Source organism: Rickettsiales bacterium, from assembly GCA_041396965.1.
Classification (GTDB): domain Bacteria; phylum Pseudomonadota; class Alphaproteobacteria; order Rickettsiales; family SXRF01; genus SXRF01.
Genome location: JAWKXN010000001.1, coordinates 947,998 through 964,993 on the forward strand (window position 1 = coordinate 947,998; position 16,996 = coordinate 964,993).

Annotated in this window: 21 protein-coding genes and 1 pseudogene; 13 read left to right on the top strand and 9 right to left on the bottom strand. The window is 37.8% G+C overall.

Features of this window, described 5'->3' with window-relative positions; genetic code table 11:
* Nucleotides 1–46: 46 nt before the first annotated feature.
* The 3 genes from proC to R3D71_04845 form a co-directional block, all read right to left on the bottom strand.
* The gene (gene proC, locus R3D71_04835) at nucleotides 47–874 is read right to left on the bottom strand and encodes a pyrroline-5-carboxylate reductase (GenBank protein ID MEZ5690974.1); all 828 of its coding nucleotides are present in this window, start codon (nucleotides 872–874) and stop codon (nucleotides 47–49) included.
* A 9-nt stretch (nucleotides 875–883) separates the two neighbouring features.
* Complete coding sequence (locus R3D71_04840; GenBank protein ID MEZ5690975.1) at nucleotides 884–1,384, bottom strand: YbjN domain-containing protein; 501 nt, start codon at nucleotides 1,382–1,384, stop codon at nucleotides 884–886.
* A gap of 186 nt (nucleotides 1,385–1,570) precedes the next feature.
* On the bottom strand, nucleotides 1,571–1,846 hold the full coding sequence (locus tag R3D71_04845; GenBank protein MEZ5690976.1) for an accessory factor UbiK family protein: 276 nt from the start codon (nucleotides 1,844–1,846) through the stop codon (nucleotides 1,571–1,573).
* Nucleotides 1,847–1,973: 127 nt separating this feature from the next.
* Here R3D71_04845 and rfaD point away from each other — a divergent pair, with 127 nt between their 5' ends.
* From rfaD to ssb, 10 genes are all read left to right on the top strand, one after another.
* Entirely contained in the window at nucleotides 1,974–2,966 is a 993-nt protein-coding gene (rfaD, locus tag R3D71_04850; protein MEZ5690977.1) for an ADP-glyceromanno-heptose 6-epimerase, read from the top strand.
* Nucleotides 2,967–3,069: 103 nt separating this feature from the next.
* Nucleotides 3,070–3,249 (top strand): twin-arginine translocase TatA/TatE family subunit, encoded by a 180-nt coding sequence (gene tatA / locus R3D71_04855; GenBank protein MEZ5690978.1) that lies wholly within the window; start codon nucleotides 3,070–3,072, stop codon nucleotides 3,247–3,249.
* A gap of 47 nt (nucleotides 3,250–3,296) precedes the next feature.
* On the top strand, nucleotides 3,297–3,626 hold the full coding sequence (locus R3D71_04860; protein MEZ5690979.1) for a hypothetical protein: 330 nt from the start codon (nucleotides 3,297–3,299) through the stop codon (nucleotides 3,624–3,626).
* Nucleotides 3,607–4,374, top strand: coding sequence for a twin-arginine translocase subunit TatC (gene tatC / locus R3D71_04865; GenBank protein MEZ5690980.1), 768 nt, complete (start codon nucleotides 3,607–3,609; stop codon nucleotides 4,372–4,374). The genes R3D71_04860 and tatC overlap by 20 nt, the downstream gene beginning before the upstream one ends.
* A 52-nt stretch (nucleotides 4,375–4,426) precedes the next feature.
* The gene (locus tag R3D71_04870) at nucleotides 4,427–4,672 is read left to right on the top strand and encodes a ParD-like family protein (protein ID MEZ5690981.1); all 246 of its coding nucleotides are present in this window, start codon (nucleotides 4,427–4,429) and stop codon (nucleotides 4,670–4,672) included.
* On the top strand, nucleotides 4,647–4,925 hold the full coding sequence (locus tag R3D71_04875; protein ID MEZ5690982.1) for a type II toxin-antitoxin system RelE/ParE family toxin: 279 nt from the start codon (nucleotides 4,647–4,649) through the stop codon (nucleotides 4,923–4,925). Before R3D71_04870 ends, R3D71_04875 begins: the two co-directional genes overlap by 26 nt.
* A 62-nt stretch (nucleotides 4,926–4,987) precedes the next feature.
* Nucleotides 4,988–6,256 carry a serine--tRNA ligase gene (gene serS / locus R3D71_04880; protein ID MEZ5690983.1) on the top strand — a complete coding sequence of 423 codons (1,269 nt, stop codon included), beginning with the start codon at nucleotides 4,988–4,990 and terminating at the stop codon, nucleotides 6,254–6,256.
* A gap of 34 nt (nucleotides 6,257–6,290) precedes the next feature.
* Nucleotides 6,291–6,650, top strand: coding sequence for a four helix bundle protein (locus R3D71_04885; protein MEZ5690984.1), 360 nt, complete (start codon nucleotides 6,291–6,293; stop codon nucleotides 6,648–6,650).
* Entirely contained in the window at nucleotides 6,650–7,465 is an 816-nt protein-coding gene (surE, locus tag R3D71_04890) for a 5'/3'-nucleotidase SurE (protein MEZ5690985.1), read from the top strand. The genes R3D71_04885 and surE overlap by 1 nt, the downstream gene beginning before the upstream one ends.
* A gap of 234 nt (nucleotides 7,466–7,699) precedes the next feature.
* Complete coding sequence (ssb, locus tag R3D71_04895; protein MEZ5690986.1) at nucleotides 7,700–8,173, top strand: single-stranded DNA-binding protein; 474 nt, start codon at nucleotides 7,700–7,702, stop codon at nucleotides 8,171–8,173.
* Nucleotides 8,174–8,231: 58 nt separating this feature from the next.
* Here the strand turns inward: ssb and R3D71_04900 are convergent, their stop codons facing one another.
* The 3 genes from R3D71_04900 to R3D71_04910 form a co-directional block, all read right to left on the bottom strand.
* On the bottom strand, nucleotides 8,232–8,699 hold the full coding sequence (locus tag R3D71_04900; protein MEZ5690987.1) for an RNA pyrophosphohydrolase: 468 nt from the start codon (nucleotides 8,697–8,699) through the stop codon (nucleotides 8,232–8,234).
* A 2-nt stretch (nucleotides 8,700–8,701) separates the two neighbouring features.
* Nucleotides 8,702–9,931 (bottom strand): divergent polysaccharide deacetylase family protein, encoded by a 1,230-nt coding sequence (locus tag R3D71_04905; GenBank protein ID MEZ5690988.1) that lies wholly within the window; start codon nucleotides 9,929–9,931, stop codon nucleotides 8,702–8,704.
* Nucleotides 9,932–10,020: 89 nt separating this feature from the next.
* On the bottom strand, nucleotides 10,021–11,340 hold the full coding sequence (locus R3D71_04910) for a S41 family peptidase (protein ID MEZ5690989.1): 1,320 nt from the start codon (nucleotides 11,338–11,340) through the stop codon (nucleotides 10,021–10,023).
* A gap of 261 nt (nucleotides 11,341–11,601) precedes the next feature.
* On the opposite strand from R3D71_04910, the gene recG reads away from it, so the two are divergent.
* The gene (gene recG / locus R3D71_04915; GenBank protein ID MEZ5690990.1) at nucleotides 11,602–13,731 is read left to right on the top strand and encodes an ATP-dependent DNA helicase RecG; all 2,130 of its coding nucleotides are present in this window, start codon (nucleotides 11,602–11,604) and stop codon (nucleotides 13,729–13,731) included.
* 81 nt (nucleotides 13,732–13,812) lie between these two features.
* Here the strand turns inward: recG and purQ are convergent, their stop codons facing one another.
* The 3 genes and pseudogenes from purQ to R3D71_04930 all read right to left on the bottom strand — a co-directional run bounded on the left by purQ (nucleotide 13,813) and on the right by R3D71_04930 (nucleotide 15,626).
* Complete coding sequence (gene purQ, locus R3D71_04920) at nucleotides 13,813–14,493, bottom strand: phosphoribosylformylglycinamidine synthase subunit PurQ (protein MEZ5690991.1); 681 nt, start codon at nucleotides 14,491–14,493, stop codon at nucleotides 13,813–13,815.
* 27 nt (nucleotides 14,494–14,520) lie between these two features.
* On the bottom strand, nucleotides 14,521–14,763 hold the full coding sequence (purS, locus tag R3D71_04925) for a phosphoribosylformylglycinamidine synthase subunit PurS (protein ID MEZ5690992.1): 243 nt from the start codon (nucleotides 14,761–14,763) through the stop codon (nucleotides 14,521–14,523).
* A 140-nt stretch (nucleotides 14,764–14,903) separates the two neighbouring features.
* Nucleotides 14,904–15,626: pseudogene (locus tag R3D71_04930) on the bottom strand (phosphoribosylaminoimidazolesuccinocarboxamide synthase).
* 214 nt (nucleotides 15,627–15,840) lie between these two features.
* Between R3D71_04930 and R3D71_04935 the strand changes: the two are divergent.
* A complete protein-coding gene (locus tag R3D71_04935; GenBank protein ID MEZ5690993.1) occupies nucleotides 15,841–16,167 on the top strand; it encodes a DUF1476 domain-containing protein in 327 nt (108 codons plus the stop codon).
* 27 nt (nucleotides 16,168–16,194) lie between these two features.
* Complete coding sequence (locus R3D71_04940) at nucleotides 16,195–16,992, top strand: molecular chaperone DjiA (protein MEZ5690994.1); 798 nt, start codon at nucleotides 16,195–16,197, stop codon at nucleotides 16,990–16,992.
* Nucleotides 16,993–16,996 lie beyond the last annotated feature (4 nt).

Genomic DNA, 16,996 nt, shown 5'->3' on the forward strand with positions numbered 1-16,996 from the left:
CAGGCAGAGGCAATACGCTATCGTTACACTCGCCATAGTATAACGTTTAACTCTTTAGTTCCCCAGATCTTTTAGCGGCGGCGGAAATTGCTTTTTCAATAAGTGATTTGAACGAGTCATTATCGGTTAAAACATTAAGAGCCGCTTCGGTAGTGCCACCTTTGCTGGTTACGTTGTCACGCAATTCACTAAGCGTTTTATCACTTTTCTCGGCGAGATGAACAGAGCCATGTACCATCGCCATAGCGAGTGTGGAGGCGGTATCACGGTTAAGCCCATATTTTATTCCGGCATCGGTTAGCGCCTCAATGAACAGAAAAACATAGGCCGGACCACTACCTGAAATAGCAGTTATAATATCCATATCTTTTTCAGCTACCCATATAGTTTTACCGAATGATTCCATTAATATAGAGGCGATTTTTTTTTGCTCATCACTGGTATTGTTATTGGCGGTGAGAGCGGTTATGGCTTTTCCTACCAGCGCTGGAGTATTTGGCATGGCTCGGATTATTTTCGCGTCATCCCCTAAAAGTTCCGCTAGAGAATCTATTGTCCTTCCGGCGGCAATGGAGATATAAAGCGAAGAAGTTCCAAAACGTTCTTTATATCTTGGTAACACGTCAGAAAATTGTTGAGGCTTTATCGCTAGGATTATTATATCCGGTTTTATATCAGAAGATAATTCCGATAAGTCATGAAATAATACGGTATTCTCATTTACCGGTATATCAGAATGACCGTTAGGCTCAATGACATAAAATTCGTTAACTCCGTAAGGTGGTTTTTTATGCCATCCGCTCAATATGGCTTTTCCCATATTGCCGCAGCCTACTAATAACACCGAAATATCAGAAGAGGTATTCGCTAGCATAGAGAATAACTATGCTTCAGCTATTGTTTCAAACAATGCTATCTCAATGGCCTCAGCGGCGGTCTTGCCACCCCATACCACAGATTGGAAAGCAGGGTAAAAACGTTCACATTCGCCGATAGCTAAATCAAGAAGTTCTTGTAGATGCTCGGCTGTTGTACCGGCTCCCTCACGCAGTAATAAAGAATGCCTGAATAATATAGAGTTATCCTCAGCGTAAAGGCTGAAATGCCCAAGCCATAATTTCTCATTTACCAAAGCTAATAGCGAATGGATTCTTGCTATTGACGCTTTTGGAAATTTGCTTTCAAGAGAGCAAGAAAGAGTAAGGCCGCCTGATTCTTCCTGCCATGTGAACCATATACGGTAGTTGCACCATACCCCATTTACCTCCGCGACTAGCTCTCCTTCGGCTGGACGATCAAATATCCAATCACGATCCATAATTACCAGTTCGGCCATATCAAGCGGATTATAAATTTTATCATTTTCAATCAACATTGATTTCATCGCGTGTCCCTCAAAAAATATAGTGATGTTATTCAGGTATACAGCCACTCTTGGAGATTTGGCGTAACCATCTATACTCTAATCCTGACATGGAATGAAGCAAAAATCCATTAATTTAACAAATAATGAACAAAAAATATTTTATATTTATAATTCAATATGTTATGCAGCAAAAACTAATATATTCTATTTGCTGGATTTTTTGGTGTTTATTAAGGAATAAACTTGATTTTCTAGCGATTCAACACGTTTTTTTAGCTCTTCTTGCTCATTACGAGCTTTAACTAGCATGGCTTGCATGGTATCAAACTCGTCTTTACTCACTAATTCCATGTTTTTTAATAATTTTTCTATTTGGAAAGCGACTATGGAGTCTATTTCCTGCTTCATATCCATCGCTCTGCCAACAGCGGAATTAGCTAGATTGGATAAGTCGTTTAATATTTTATTGTTATTTATCATGATGTTAGTCTTTCTGTGGTTTTTGTATTAATTTATAATTGCTTTAATATCAATATTTTACCATTTTTTAGTGATGTTACTATATATTTATTCATAGGTTAAATAAAGTATCTATAGAGTTTGTTCTATGAAAACAATCCTCGTAACTGGTGGTGGTGGTTTTATCGGTTCTAATCTGGTAGCTGAGCTGCTAAATAGTAATTCGTATAAAGTCGTAATATGCGATCGTTTTGGCGCTGATAGTAAATGGCGTAATCTGTCAAAACATCCGGTATATGATGTTATCACCCCTGAAAATCTTTTCTCATGGCTTGATAAGAATGCGGAGAATATAGAAATCATATACCATCTGGGAGCTGTTTCTTCCACGACAGAGGAAAAGGTTGATTTAATTCTCGCTAATAACTTTACTTTTTCTGTGGAGCTATGGGATTGGTGTGTAAAAAATAAAACACGTTTTATCTATACGTCATCTTCGGCTACTTATGGTAATGGAGAGAATGGGTTTGATGATAGCATGGATTTATCTTACTTATCTTCTCTAGTGCCGCTTTCAGCGTATGGCTGGAGTAAGCATTTATTTGATAATCATGTGGCAAGAGTATTAGCGAATGATGAGGTTGTGCCGCCACAATGGGTAAATTTTAAGCTGTTTAATGTTTATGGTCCTAATGAATATCATAAAGGTAATCAATGTAGTGTTATCTCACAGATAGCTACTCATGCCATAGAACATAGTAGTGTAAAGCTTTTCCGTTCATATAATGATGAATATGAGGATGGTGAGCAAAAGAGGGATATGATTTATGTTAAGGATGCGGTCAAAGTACTACTTTGGTGCCTTATCACTCCTAAAGTATCCGGTATGTTTAATCTTGGTAGTGGGAAGGCTAGTAGTTTTAATGAAATGACAGCCGCTATTTTTGAGGCTATAGGTCATGAAGGTCGTATAAGCTATATTGATATGCCAGAAAAATTGGTAAAAAATTACCAATATTTTACGCAGGCAAATATAGATAGGTTAAAAAACTCTGGATTCCATACGAGCTTTACTCCATTAAGCGAGGGGATAAAAGATTATGTTCAAAACTATCTGCTTAAAGAGAATAAGTATCTGTAGCTATAGACTTAAGCTATAATCCTATCCTCAATACTCTCTTGTATACTGTCTGACATTAGACTATAACTTTTGTATGATTACATATCTATAAAAAGGAGCCTTTATGCCCAGTATACCTCAATTATTGATAGTTTTGCTTATTATATTGCTATTGTTTGGCGCGGGAAGGTTGCCGAAAATAATGGGTGATGTTGGTAAATCTATCCGTTCCCTTAGAGAGGGATTAAAAGGTGAAGATGGTGGTAAGATTGATGGCAAAGACGAAACAAAAGATAATAGTTAGATAGTTTTTCGTTTTTATTCAGATTGAGTATAATTGTAATTAGAAGCATGTTTGACCTTTCTATTTCTGAAATATTGCTAGTGGCTATAATTGGTATAGTCTTTATTAAAGCTGAGGATTTACCAGTAGTTATGAAGTCAGTAGTTTCAGCTATTCGTAAGCTACGATCTTTTGCTGATGAGATTAGACGGACATTTAGCGAGATAAGTCGTGAAGCGGGAATTGAAGATATGGAGAAAGAGATAAACGCTGATATAAAAATGATTAAAGGCGATGATGGAAAATATTATGAGTCTTATAGTATTGATAATATAGAGTTGAAGGATGAATCGCTAAACATTAGTCAAGATAATAAAAATGACGATACGAACAGATGAAGATCTTGTAAAGCAACCTTTGCTTGAGCATCTAAAAGAGTTAAAAAGAAGAGTTATATATAGTTTGCTTGCTTTTTTTGCGGCGACCTGTGTCAGTTATTATTTCGCTGAGGACATTTATGCTTTTTTGGTAAAGCCTCTGGCGCAAGCGGTGCCGGAAGAGCAGGGTAGACGGATGATATATACCGGACTTGCTGAGGCGTTTCTGACCTATCTTAAACTCTCGGTGTTCGCTGGGTTTTTATTTTCATTTCCAGTTATAGCTGGGCAATTCTATTTATTTCTCGCTCCCGGTTTATATAAGAATGAGCAAAGGGCGATAATGCCATATTTGGTTGCCGCTCCTTTATTATTCATCGCTGGCGCGGCGTTTGTTTATTATCTGATATTTCCGGCTGCGTGGAGTTTCTTCTTGGGTTTTGAATCGGTAGGAGCGAGTGACAGTCTTCCAATACAGTTAGAGGCGAAAGTAAGTGATTATTTGTCACTTGTTACCCATCTTATCGTGGCTTTTGGTCTTGCCTTTCAGCTTCCGGTAATATTGGTTTTGCTGGTGCGCTCAGGTATCATGAAGCTTGATAGCCTAAAGAAAGGTAGGCGTTACGCTATAGTTATTATCGTAGCGGTCGCCGCTATCATTACTCCACCAGATATTTTCAGTCAGATAGCGCTTTCCATACCGTTATATATGCTTTATGAAATATCCATAATTTTATGTAGGAATGCGGGTAGTGATAGTAGCAATTAGTAGACAAAGGATGCTAATGGTAGTATAATACTATTGTTGGGAGTATATAATTATGTCTATGCCAGTTAAATTATCTGATAATCTTATTAATGAGGCAAAGCGTTATGCCGCCGCTTGTAGCCGTTCGTTACCAAAGCAGATCGAGCATTGGTCACGCATAGGCAAAATAGCTGAGGATAATCCTGATTTGCCTTATAGTTTTATCCATGAGTTGTTGCTGTCTATTGAAGAAGTAAGAGACGGCGAGGTTAGTGATTTTATATTGCCAGAAAATGATAAAAATCAAACAAACCAGTAGATTTAGAAAAATACATAAAAAACTAAAACCGAATCAGCGGGGATTTGTTGATTCGGCTATAGGGGTGATTGTACAAAATCCTGAAGTTGGTACTCGTAAAAAAGGTGACCTGTCAGATATTTATGTATATAAATTCCCTATGCTAGGGCAACAGACTCTACTTGCCTATATTTATATTGAGGATGAACTTACCGTATTATTACTATCTTTGGGTTCTCATGAGAATTTTTATAGAGACATGAGACGTAATTAACTATCTTAAGGTATAGGAAGTATGAATAAGGATAAAAAATATAAAGAAATGAAAGAATAAAAATGCATGATATTAAATTTATAAGACAGAATCCTAATGATTTTGACGCCGCGTTAAAGAGGAGAGGGCTTGCGCCTTTATCGGCTAAGATTATCGCTCTTGATGAGGAAAAGCGCAAAGGTCAAACTACGCTTCAAGAGTTATTGGCAAAACGCAATAATTTCGCCAAGCAAATAGGTATGGTAAAGAAGGAAGGAAAAGACGCTTCATCTATTATGGAGGAGTCCAAAAAAAATAATGAAGCGATAGATAGTTTGCAGGCATCTCTGGATGGTCATGGTGAACTTGAGATAATACTTGAAAGTCTGCCGAATATTTTAGCGGATGACGTGCCTGATGGTGAGGATGAGAGCGGAAATGTTGAGATTAAGGTAGTTGGCAAGAAACCGGAAATGGATTTTACACCAAAGGCGCATGATGATTTGGGTATAGCGCTTGGATTAATGGATTTTGATAACGCCGCTAAGCTTTCCGGCTCCCGTTTTGTGGTGTTGCGTGGCGCGATCGCTCGTATGGAGCGGGCACTTGCTTCTTTCATGCTGGATATACACACTAAGGAATTTGGTTATACTGAGCATACTGTGCCTTTGTTGGTACGTGATAATGCTATGTATGGTACGACGCAGCTTCCGAAATTCGCTGAGGATTCTTTTAAGACTGAAAATGGTTATTGGTTAATCCCAACCTCTGAGGTTTCACTTACTAACTTAGTCGCCGATAGTATAATTGATATGGATAATTTGCCCATACGGATGACTGCATACAGCCAGTGTTTCCGTTCGGAGGCTGGATCTGCTGGAAAAGATACCAAAGGTATGATAAGGCAGCATCAATTTTCTAAAGTAGAGATGGTAAGTGTTACCTCCGCTGGTATGTCAGAGCAGGAACATGAGCGTATGCTATCTTGCGCTGAGGAAGTGTTGAAGCGTCTTGGTTTGCACTATCGGGTGATGTTGCTTTGCTCTGGTGATACTGGTTTTGGAGCTAGAAAGACCTATGATATTGAGGTATGGCTTCCATCACAAAATACTTATAGGGAAATTTCAAGCTGTTCAAATTGTGGTGACTTTCAAGCTAGGCGGATGAAAGCGAGAAGTAAAATTCGTGGAGAGAAGGAAACCAACTTTGTTCATACTCTAAACGGCTCTGGTCTTGCTATTGGTCGTACTATTGTCGCTATACTGGAAAATTACCAACAAGCGGATGGAAGTATTATAGTACCAGAAGCTCTGCGACCGTATATGGGAGGAGTGGAGGTTATAGGAAAATAGGCAGTAGGCATTAGTAGCTAGTGAAAGTCTGTGAATGGGAAATATATCAAGTTATAAAGATTTAGATGTCTGGAAAAGAGCACGTATATTAGTTAAGAATATTTATATTTTGACTAAGCAATATCCAAAAGAAGAGTTGTTTGCTTTAGTTAGCCAGACCAGACGTGCCGCTATTTCTATTCCAGCTAATATAGCAGAAGGTTTTTCACGACACGGCACTAAGGATTATATAGCTTTTATTTCAGTTGCTATAGGTTCTTTGGCTGAGCTTGAAACTTTATTGATTCTTGCAGAAGATATAGGTTATATAGAATGCTCAAAAATGCTTTTTGAAATAAATCAGTTGCAAAAAATGTTACATAGCTTACGAAAGTCTTTGAAAGAAAAAATTTGATGAACGAAACCACTACACCATTGCCTAATGCCGATTGCCTAATGCCAAGAATACTTATAAGCAATGATGATGGTATAAATTCTGATGGCATAAAGGTTTTGGAAAAAATAGCTCGTGCTATATCTGATGATGTGTGGGTAGTCGCTCCTGAGAGTGAGCAAAGCGGAGCGGCACATTCTCTTACTCTGCATCTGCCGGTGCGTGTTCGTAAGTTGGAAGAGAAACGTTATGCTGTGGGTGGTACTCCGACAGATTGCGTATTGCTCGCTATAAAGCAAATTGTAGCGAAGGAGGATGGTAAGCCGGTTGATTTAGTTTTATCCGGTGTAAATCATGGTTCCAATGTTGGTGATGACGTGACTTATTCAGGAACAATCGCGGCGGCAATGGAAGGTACTGTACTCAATATTCCTTCCATCGCTCTTAGCCTTAACCATGATGGTTCTTATGACATGAAGTGGTCGGTGGTGGAAAAATTCGCGGCGGAGATAATAAAAAAGCTTATTTCCACAAAATGGGATAAAAACATACTAATGAATATAAATTTTCCTTATTGTTCTGAGAATAAGGTTAAAGGTGTAAAAATATGCGCGCAGGGAAAGCGGTTGGTAAATATTCAGCTCAGTGAGCGAGCGGATCCCAAAGGTAGACCATATTTCTGGCTGGGTGGAGAACGAGATAATACGCCAGAAAAACCAGATGTTGATATTGATTATTTGCAGAATGATTATATCACCATAACGCCGATATGTATGGATATGACAGATTATAAATCTCTTGGTGAACTAAAAAATCTTTGGGGATGTACCATCTAATTCCCAAATCTGTTATGAACTGGCATGCGTAAGAGCAGGTTGTTCGTTATGCGCCGTAAAATCAACTCTTTCGGAGTCGATTCCTACAGTAACTTGGGTAATTCCTACCGTAAGTTGCTATAGTTGGCTGGTACAACCCCTTTATTTTATGGTTGATTGTATCATAAGTTAAGGCTATTGCTCTTATATCGTATGTTGTATAATAAAAATCATAAATAAAATGGGGTATATGTTATGGCTGGAAGTGTTAACAAAGTAATACTTATTGGTAATCTTGGACGTGATCCAGAGATACGCTCAACGCAAGATGGGCGGGAAATAGCAAACCTTGCCATAGCTACTTCTGAAAGCTGGAAAGATAGGAATACCGGAGAACGTAGAGAAAAAACTGAATGGCACCGTGTCGTTGTTTTTAATGAAGGCTTAGTTGGCGTTATAAAAAATTATATCAAAAAAGGCTCGAAGGTTTATATAGAAGGACAATTGCAAACCCGTAAATGGACTGATAAAGATGGTCAAGAAAAATACTCAACTGAAGTAGTGCTTCAGGGATTTAATGGCTCACTTACCATGCTTGATAGTAAAGGTGGAGATAGCGGAGCGTCTAGCAGTGGCTCTTATAATCAGGATTATTCTAGTGGGCAACAACAATACGGTGGACAGAAAGAGCCAATAGCTGAATTGATGGATGACGAAATTCCGTTTTAATGATATTATAAACCATATCATCATAATTGAGTTTTATAGGGGAAATAAAGACAATTTGCTATATTAAATGCTCTGCAAACTCTGTCAATATATCTTTATAAAGCTGTCTTTTGAATGGCACTATAAGGTTAGGTAGTTCTCGTGCTTCCGCCCATTGCCATTCATCAAACTCTGGATGTTCTGTATTAATATCAATGTCAGAGTCACTACCCGAAAAACGCAAACAAAACCACTTTTGTTGTTGTCCACGAAATTTTCCATTCCATATTTTAGGCACTAACTCATCTGGTAGGTCATAATAATACCAATCCTTGCTAACAGCGATTATATAGGCTTTATCAGTTCCTGTTTCCTCCGCCATCTCTCTTATGACCGCTTTTTCAGGTTCTTCTCCATCATCAATGCCGCCTTGTGGCATTTGCCATGCCTCCGAGCGCATGTCTATGCGTTTACCAACAAACACTTTATTTTCATTATTGAGTAGAATTATACCAACCCCTTTTCTATATGGCAGGTCTTTATACATTATTAATTCCTTTTAGAAATTATAGCGGATACTGGTACTAGGTTAAAATCATGATTTTTAGTTCTATTTATCCATTTTTCTAAATATTTTATACTAATTGGGTATGAATCAATTAGCCCTATAGCGTAGCCTTTTTTCGCTGCCATTTGCTCTAGTAATAAAAGTTTAGCGTTAATTGATGATTCGCTTAACTCTTCATCAATTACGGTATCTATTATAGCATTAGAAGTGCTGTCCACCTCAATAAGTTCCTCTATACTTTGCTTCGCTGGCTTTTTACCAACTATCATCATTAAACCACGCATTGATAATATTTTTATCAGTGATTTCGCTAGGTCAATATTTTCCAAAAAAATCTCATTTTTAGGAGTCACAAATCCTACATAGCTAGAATTCTTCGCCATAATCTTTTTTATTTTAATTTCATTTTCCTGCTGGTCTTTAGAGACCAGAAGCCCAAGAGGACCAGGATCAGAAGCTGGATAATCAATAGATTCCATAGGTAAATCAAGCATTACCTCATGACCGCTTGTCCGTGCCATTGATAGCAAAACATCAATATTAGGAGAATAAGGCGAAAAACTAAGATTAATATTTTCCGGCAATCTAAGAGCATGATCCAAAGAATATTTATACTGACCAAGACCACTAACAATAATAGCTATCATCGGTTTTGAACTATCAATCTTCATGTTCTTCGCGTAATACTGCCATGGTTTTTTACCATCGCTTGATATTTTAGGTATTTTACCGAACTCTGTCTCAGTGAATAACTCTTCATTTATTTTTAACGGCTGATTTTTTGATTTTTCCAGAGGTGGTAAATCTTCATCCTTGTTATATGACGTTTCTATTTTTACAAGCTCTTCTGAATGCGCTTCTGAACCATCATCAATTATTTCTGAGTGACTAGAGACAGTATCTTCAGCTTTATTATCATCCTCTTCCTTTATTTTTGTCGTTTCTTTATTATCTTGTGGATTATTATTAGCGGTTTCAGAGATTTTATCACCTTTATCATCTATGTCTTCTACAGATGATATTATTTTTCCGCTTAACTGATCATTTTCTATATTTATCAATATTCTACGACCTGAGTCAAAAGCGTCCTTTGTCTCTTCCTTGCCTAAAACCCATATGAAAGTAAGTTGTCCCAGAAAAATACATACAAGAATTATCAGAATAGTTTTCCAAAACAATTTTTTCCAAAAATAAGCCGGAAGAGAGTTCATGTTTTTACCTCTACCCATAACCCTGACAATTTCCAAACACAATTTTAGTTTATTACAAAGACAATAGTATACATAGGAAATTACTATATTTATTTTTTAGACAAGACTTGTTCATAAACATTAATACCATGAATAAGATCTATGGCTCTTTGTAATTGAAAATCATCTACATTACTTTCATCATTGTCAGAAGATAGCTTTTCATCATCGGATTTCTTGTCATTTTTGTCCTTTTTCTTATCTTGTAGATTTTCCAACCTCTTCCGCAACTTATCCTCACTGCGTATCTTATCGTTTATTTTTATAGGTTCAATCTTCGCCGGTTTAACTTCTATATCTGGGATAATTCCTTTATTTTGTATTGAATGTCCAGAAGGCGTGTAATAACGAGCGGTGGTAAGCCTAATAGCACCATGATCAGGAATAGGTATAACAGTCTGCACAGAACCTTTACCAAAAGTCTTCGTTCCCATTATAATCGCTCTTTTATGGTCTTGAAGAGCACCAGAGACGATCTCTGAGGCTGAAGCTGAACCGTTATTTATCAAAACCACTACAGGAACATTATCGCCTACTATCTCATTTCCAGATTGCGCGCTGTAACGCTTAGTGTTTTGTGGATCTCTTTCTCTAGTTGAAACTACCTCTCCTTGTTTTAAGAAAGCATCAGCTACAGATACTGATTGTTCCAATAAACCTCCCGGATTATTGCGCAGATCCAGAATAACACCACGTAGCTTAGGCATTTTACTCTTAATTTTTTTGAATTCAGAGCGCATAAGCTTTGTAGTTTGCTCAGTAAATTGTGTAAGTCTTATATATACTATATCGTCTCCTTCAGGGCGAACACGCGCGGATTTTATTTTTATTATGTCTCTGGTTATCTCTATATCAAGCGGTTCTGATAGTTCCTCACGGAAAATAGTAAGTTTAACCTTTGTTCCTACCTTACCACGCATTTTGTCAACTGCTTCTGACAGGGTAAGTCCCATAACCGCAGAATCATCAATATAACTTATATAGTCACCAGCCTTGATTCCAGCCTTAAAAGCCGGAGTATCATCAATCGGCGCTATAACTCTAACCAACCCATTTTCCATAGTTACCTCAATGCCAAGACCACCAAACTCCCCTTTGGTCTGTACTTGCATTTCCTTAAATGATTTCTTGTTCATATAGCCAGAATGAGGGTCAAGCGATACCAACATACCATTTATAGCGGCTTCGATAAGTTCATCATCATTTACTTCCTCAACATGATCGGTTCTGATTCTGTCAAATACATCACCAAATAAACCAAGCAGTTGTAACGTCTCAGTCTTCTCGGCACGACAAGAAGTTGTAAACAGCAATATAGAAAAGCTTGCTATGAGCGTAGTTAAAAAACAGAATCTTACTTTAAGGCGCATGATTATAACCGATCTACGTAGGAAAATTATCAGGAAAATAAATAAGCCGTATTATTGGACGATTAAACAGAAAATTCAAGTATCTTATTGATAGTTTTTACTTAATTATTATTAATGAAAATTTATTACTGTTCTGATTATAAAAATGAGTATCAAAACCACTAACCATAAGTAGATAAGTAGGGTTTTGCGATGTATAGCAGGTGTAAACTAATAAATAATATATGGCATTATTCATACAAATAATTATATTCGTTATCCATGCGTCATGAGATTCTTAATTACCTGTTTTCTCCACTTACCGTAATCAAAGGTATTGGTAGTTCATCGTCGGATTCTATGCGTCGTCTTTTATTGCCAGTATCGGGGAGAATGTCGGCAAAAAGTAATCCGTTCGTTCGTGATTTACTATTCCATCTGCCGGTTGGCATAATAGATAGAAGATTCACCTGTCCGTTATCAGAGGTGGCTGATGGCGTCGTGGCTACATTCATTGTGACCGTGGATAATCACCAACCACCGGCAAGAACAAGAAGCCGCTATAGTAGGAAGCCGTACAAGGTAACGTGCTCAAATGATACTGGTTCCATCATTTTGGTGTTTTTTAACGCTAAAGAGGAATATATAAAGCAAATTCTTCCAGTAGGACAGCAAAGAGTTATCAGCGGTAGAACAGAGAAATTTGATTATCAAGCGCAAATGACTCATCCAGACATAATAACCACTATTGATAAGCTGGAGGAGGTAAAAAAAATTGAGCCGGTATATCCACTTACCGCTGGTCTTACCAATAAAAGAATAAGAGGAATAGTAAAAAAATCTCTTGAACATCTTCCAGAGCTTCCTGAATGGATAAAATCGGAAGAATTATCAGAATATGGGTGGAGTGGATGGAAAAATTCTTTGACTAAAGTTCATAACCCTGAGAATGCTGATGATATAGCGATAAATTCTCCAGCCAGAGCGCGACTTTCTTATGATGAAATGCTCGCTAACCAATTGCATCTAGCGATATTACGCTCCAATAGGAAAAAACAATCAGGAGAGATTATTAAAGATAGTGGTAAGCTTACCAGAGACCTAATTAACAAATTGCCTTTTTCTCTTACCAGAGGTCAAGAACAGGTTATAGATGATATTTCTGAGGATATGGCATCCGGCAACCGTATGGGTAGATTGTTGCAAGGAGATGTTGGCAGCGGAAAAACTATAGTAGCTCTTATCGCTATGTTAAAGGTGGTAGAGCAGGGTGGGCAATGCGCGCTTATGGTACCGACCGAGATAATAGCTAGACAGCATTTTAACACAATTTTAGAGCTTTTGGACAATGTAAATGTTAGAGTATCATTGCTTACTGGCAGCGTAAAAGGCAAAGAACGAGAGAGCACCTTGTCTGGTCTTGCTAGTGGAGGAATAAATATAATAGTTGGAACTCACGCTTTATTTCAAGAGAAGGTGGAATTCAAGAATCTAGTATTCATTGTAATTGATGAGCAGCATCGTTTTGGAGTAGGGCAGCGCACAGCTTTATCGGCGAAGGGGAACTCACCGCATATATTGCATATGACAGCAACACCGATACCACGCTCACTTACCATGACGATGTATGGTGATATGGATTGCTCAATGCTTCGTGAGAAACCGGCGCATCGCAAGAATATAGTAACCAGAGTAATACCACTATCCCGATATGACGAGATTATTGACAGGATACAAGCGGCTCTCGATAAGGATGATAAGATATATTGGATATGTCCTCTGATAGAGGATAATACACAGCAGGATAGCCTTGATATTAGCGGCAGTGATGATATAGCCGCCGCGAAGTTACGTTATACCGAATTTACAGCTCGTTTTGGCGGTGTTGTTGGTTTAGTTCATGGTAAAATGAAAGCAGATGAGCGAAACCAAACCATGAGAGAATTCGCTGAAGGGAAAAAACGGATATTGGTGGCGACCACAGTGGTTGAAGTAGGAGTTGATGTCCGCGACGCTACCATAATAGTAATAGAAAAAGCCGAGAGTTTTGGGCTTTCTCAGCTTCATCAGTTAAGAGGGCGTGTCGGAAGAGGTGATAAGGAAAGCTATTGTATATTATTATGTTCGGATAATCTAGCGCATGATGCTATATCTCGTCTTTCAATATTACGTAATAGTGATGATGGCTTTGCCATAGCGCAAGCGGATTTAGATATAAGGGGAGGTGGCGATTTAACTGGAACAAGACAAAGCGGTTTGCCACGCTTTATTTTTACCAATCTTTTTGAACAACATGAATTTCTGGAAAAAGCCAGAGATGATATAGCGGAATTTCTAGCTGGCAAAGATGCCATGAATAGCAAACGTGGTAAAAACCTTGAGATATTACTGCAACTTTTTGGCTATCGTTGATTATACTCGCTTTGGATAATTTTTACCGCAATCTGGCATAAGTATAAAAATTGTGAATAAATTTTTCTTTTATACAAAGCACTAAGCCGCTAACAGCGACTCAAAAAGTATTTTTCCATCAACACCACCAAGCAAATTTTCCGCGCAGCGTTCAGGGTGCGGCATCATGCCAAGAACATTACGGTTTTTATTGCATATCCCAGCTATGTTAAGTAGCGATCCATTTGGATTGCTTGCCTCGCTGTTAACACCATTTTTATCGCAATAAGTAAATACTATACGTTTTTCATCTTGCAATGATTTAATAGTTTCCTCATTAGCGAAATAATTGCCGTCATGATGCGCCACCGGAACTTTAATAACCTGTCCTTTATTATAGCGAGAAGTAAAAACAGTGCTATTATTTTCAACTTTCAGGTAAACATCTTTGCAAACAAATTTAAGGCTTTTATTTCTAAGCAATACACCATCAAGAAGACCAGATTCAGTAAGAACCTGAAAACCATTGCAAACACCAATAACTAGCCTGCCTTTATTAGCGTGCTTTATCACTTCTTGCATAATTGGAGATTTAGCGGCAACCGCTCCACTCCTTAAATAATCGCCATAGGAAAATCCACCCGGTAGCATAACTAAATCAACATCCGGTAGTTGACTATCTCCATGCCATACCATAACCGGATTAAGACCGGTAGCGTTAAGCACAGTCTGAGCGTCTCTGTCACAATTTGAACCGGGAAATACGATAACCGCTGATTTCATATTAATAACTATCCATAATAACTTAAACTACTCGCTAAGTTCATAGCTATAATTCTCAATAACGGTATTAGCAAGTAGCGAAGAGCATATTTTATCCACTGTTTGCTTTGCTGTTTGCTCATCGCAAGGTTTTAGGTCAACCTCTATATATTTACCCTGCCTAACTTCCTCAATACTGTCATATCCCATATTATGCAAAGCGCCAGCGATAGCCTTGCCTTGTGGGTCAAGAACACCATTTTTTAGGGTAATATGTATTTTTGCCTTCATTTCTTCTTCCTTGTCTTTGCGGTCAAGGTTTTCGTCTTAGTCTTCGTTGAGGATTTTTTGTTCTTTGTAGTCTTTGCTGCTTTCCTTTTCGCGGGAATTTTGGTGTTTACCTCAATCACATAGCTTCCCGCCGACTCATCATTAGGCATAACACCAAGCCTTCTTGCCACCTCTCTGTAAGCGTCCTCAATATCTCCCATATCTTGGCGGAATCTATCTTTATCTAGTTTTTTACCAGATTTTATATCCCATAAACGACAATTATCAGGACTTATCTCATCAGCAAGTATAATCATTTCCCGATCATTCTCGTAAAGACGACCAAATTCTAGTTTGAAATCAACTAACCTTATGCCAATTCCAGCGAATAGACCGGACAAGAAATCATTAATTCTGAAAGTGTACATACGTATCTCATCCATCTCTTGCGGGCTGCACAGACCAAAAGCGAAAATATGCTCCTCACTAATAAACGGATCATCAAGAGCGTCATTTTTGTAGCTATACTCAATTAGAGGATGACCGAGCGCTTTTCCTTCCTCAATATTGAAACGTTTAGCGAAGCTTCCCGCCACATAATTGCGGACTATCACCTCAATAGGAGCTATCTGTACCGCTCGTACCAACTGCTCACGCATATTAAGGCTACGGATAAAATGGGTAGGTATACCAATATCATGAAGTCTGAGCATTAGATACTCAGATATTTTGTTATTAAGCACACCCTTGCCATTAATAGTGCCTTTTTTCTTATTATTAAATGCCGTCGCGTCATCCTTGAAATGTTGGATAATTGTTCCGGGTTCTGGCCCCTCAAACAGTTTTTTTGCTTTTCCCTCGTAAATCGGTTTGCGTGGTGACATATTATAGATCTTTCTTTGTTTGCTAATCATATTCAACAGAGCCTAAATCAATTTTTAAGTATTCGCAATAGAACTGTAGTGACATTAGCTAAGGTTATTACATTGTTCAAAGCAAAAACTCTCTAATGCTTGCGGTAGATAATGGAATAGTCTATATATAGCTTATAATCAGCAGTTACAATAATTATAAAAATAAAATAATTTAGGAGAGTAAATGAGTAATTTTCAGGATAGAGAAAAGGCATTTGAGAATAAATTCGCCCATGATAAAGAGATGAATTTCAAAGCGATAGCGAAGCGTAATAAGCTTTTAGGGCTATGGGCGGCGGAAAAATTAGGGAAAACCGGACAAGACGCTGATGAATACGCTAAGGAAGTAGTTATCGCTGATTTTGAGGAAGTTGGGGATAATGACGTTATTAATAAAATAATCAGGGATTTTACCTCAGCGCGGGTAACAGCAAGTGAGAATGAGATAATATCAAAAATGAGCGAACTTTTGCCCGTTGCTAAAGCAAAAATTATGCAGGAAATAGAATAGGATACAAAAAGATAGGATAGGTGTTAAGTGAAATTATTTCTTAGTCTTCCTAAAACCGTATCTAAGGTTGGTCTTAACAGAGGAATTGATTTTTTCGCTGACATCTATCGTATCCCAAGTCGGGGAATTACCGCTACCCATTATTTTTTTTCTAAAAAATACAATAAGTTAGAAGAAATCCATCATGACCATTATAATGTGGGGATTCACAACAACAATAATAGTCTATCCTTAAAAAACTCTATGGATGATGTGTCTTTTACCTTCGCGGTTATTTCGCTATCCGCTATGGTCGCTAGGGCTGATGGCGGTATTTCTAAGGAGGAATATCTAGCTTTTCGTGACTCTTTTCCTTTAACCGGTGGCATATGTATAAAAATTCGTCAGCTATTTATGCTCGCCTGTAAAAGCAATATCCCTGTATCTAGTCATGTAAGGCAGATTAAATTATCATTCCCTCATAAGAAGGATCTATTTTTCGCTCTAGTTGAAAGATTGTTTCGGATAGCCGCCGCTGATAAACCTCTTAGTAAAGAGGAATCAAAGGTAATCGTAAAAATAGCGCGTATGTTAGACATCAGCCCGTCTGATTACAGCATGCTCTATGATCGTTACAGCAAGCCTTTACCACCACATGTGATTTTAGGAATAGAAAAACGCAGCCCTAAGGATATAATTAAAAAACATTATTATAGAATGATAAAACGCTATCATCCTGATAAATTTATAAATAATACATTGTCACCGGAAATAAAAATGCTGCTTACTCTCAAGACATCTGAAATATCGCAAGCTTATAACACCTTAATCCGCAAAGCGGCATAAAAAT